The organism is Acinetobacter sp. CFCC 10889, from assembly GCF_003268395.1.
Lineage (GTDB): Bacteria > Pseudomonadota > Gammaproteobacteria > Pseudomonadales > Moraxellaceae > Acinetobacter.
The window spans coordinates 1-1,493 of record NZ_LQXQ01000148.1 but is presented as its reverse complement, the minus strand read 5'-3'; the positions used below and the strand labels follow the sequence as shown (position 1 = coordinate 1,493).

The window sequence follows — 1,493 nt, the reverse complement described above, 5'->3', positions numbered from 1 at the left end:
AAAAATTTCATACTTTGTCGGAATGTAAGGCTCTTTTTTATCTTGCCAGTAATGTGCACTATCTTTTGTAGTCTTTAACGGCCAGTTTAGATTAGTTCGAAGTTCAATATCAGTATTTAATTTATCGGTATCCGTTCCACAAACAATAGATGCATTATCACAACAACCCTCTGGATAGGCTTCGGCAAAGAAGTTTTTTTGTTCGAAGCTTTCAATTAATGCAAGGCGAATTCCAAAGTTTGTGGCTGATATCTTCTTCTGTACGTGGCTTTGAACCTAGATGTCTTTCAGAATATAGTTTCATTTATTTAATTTTCCATAGTGTATAAAGCCTTACAAATTATTATGCAAGGCCGTATTTAATTTTTTATTTTACTCAAGATAATATAAACAACATCAAAGTTAAAATCACGAATAACCTCTATCTGCTAATGCTGTATTCATGATTTGAATTACTTCTTGTGTCGTTTTAGTGAGATATTCCTGATATTCTTTATTTGAAAAACTGTAAGGGTAGTATAAGTTTTTTGCGAATCGATCATCGACAGGTTTTTCGGTGAAAAAATATAGCTCAGGATGTCCTTCTATGACTGCATTATCGTGTAAATATCTACTTGCAATCTCTGCATACATACATAAATTCATTTTCATTCCCTCTGTATAACAAGCTTTTACAAAACCTTGTAGACCAAGCAAACCACTTTTAAAGAATGTATCTAAAGTCAATTCAACAACATCTCGGATTTCGGATGGATCATTATTTATATTGAACTCAGGTATAGATGAGGTTGGCACTTGAGTTATAGGGTTGTTTATTGCTGCTGTCTGCTCTTGTACATTGTTAGAAGTGGCAATATTTTCGACTGCAACTTGTTCAGGTTTGATTATTACCTTTTCATCAGCGTTTTTTTCTTCAATTTGATCTTCTGCAATTAAAGCTTCATCATTAGATGATGTCTCATATCCTGTTTCTGCTAAATAGTCTTCCTCGCTAGAATTACCTTTAGAAATCAAATTCATTAAAACTATAGTAATTGCACACAATAATATCGCTGAGCAAGTCCATGTCATGACATTATTTTTTTTATTTGGTTGGGTTTGCGACTCATTGTTCGTATTTGAAGCTTTATGACTTGAAGGCCTAGACGTACTTTGAGGGTGTGTTCTATTGTTGTGAGCAAATTCCTCTTTTTCTTTTTGTCTTATAGAATTATCTTGTTGCTCTTTTCTCTTACGTTGTTCCGCAAGAAAATTATCATAATTTGCTCTTTTAATCGGGTCAGATAAGATTTCATAAGCCTCTCTAATCTTTACCATGAGTTCATTGGCATTATCCGCTTTGTAGCGGTCAGGGTGATATGATATACGCTGAATTATCAGGAGACTTTCCCTTGGGAGATTCTAGGCAGCCAACTTATAAAAGTCTTCGGCCATTTGATTTGGTGTCTTAAAACCCAAACCCTTTTGAATTCTTCGATGATTATAAAATAATT

Annotated in this window: 1 protein-coding gene and 1 pseudogene; both read right to left on the bottom strand. The window is 33.8% G+C overall.

All coding sequences use genetic code 11. The features are described from left to right. Nucleotides 1–304, bottom strand: a pseudogene (locus AVJ19_RS21085) (hypothetical protein); the annotation flags it as partial. A gap of 104 nt (nt 305–408) precedes the next feature. Next, the gene (locus tag AVJ19_RS21080; RefSeq protein ID WP_265736101.1) at nt 409–1,317 is read right to left on the bottom strand and encodes a hypothetical protein; all 909 of its coding nucleotides are present in this window, start codon (nt 1,315–1,317) and stop codon (nt 409–411) included. Nucleotides 1,318–1,493: the final 176 nt, after the last annotated feature.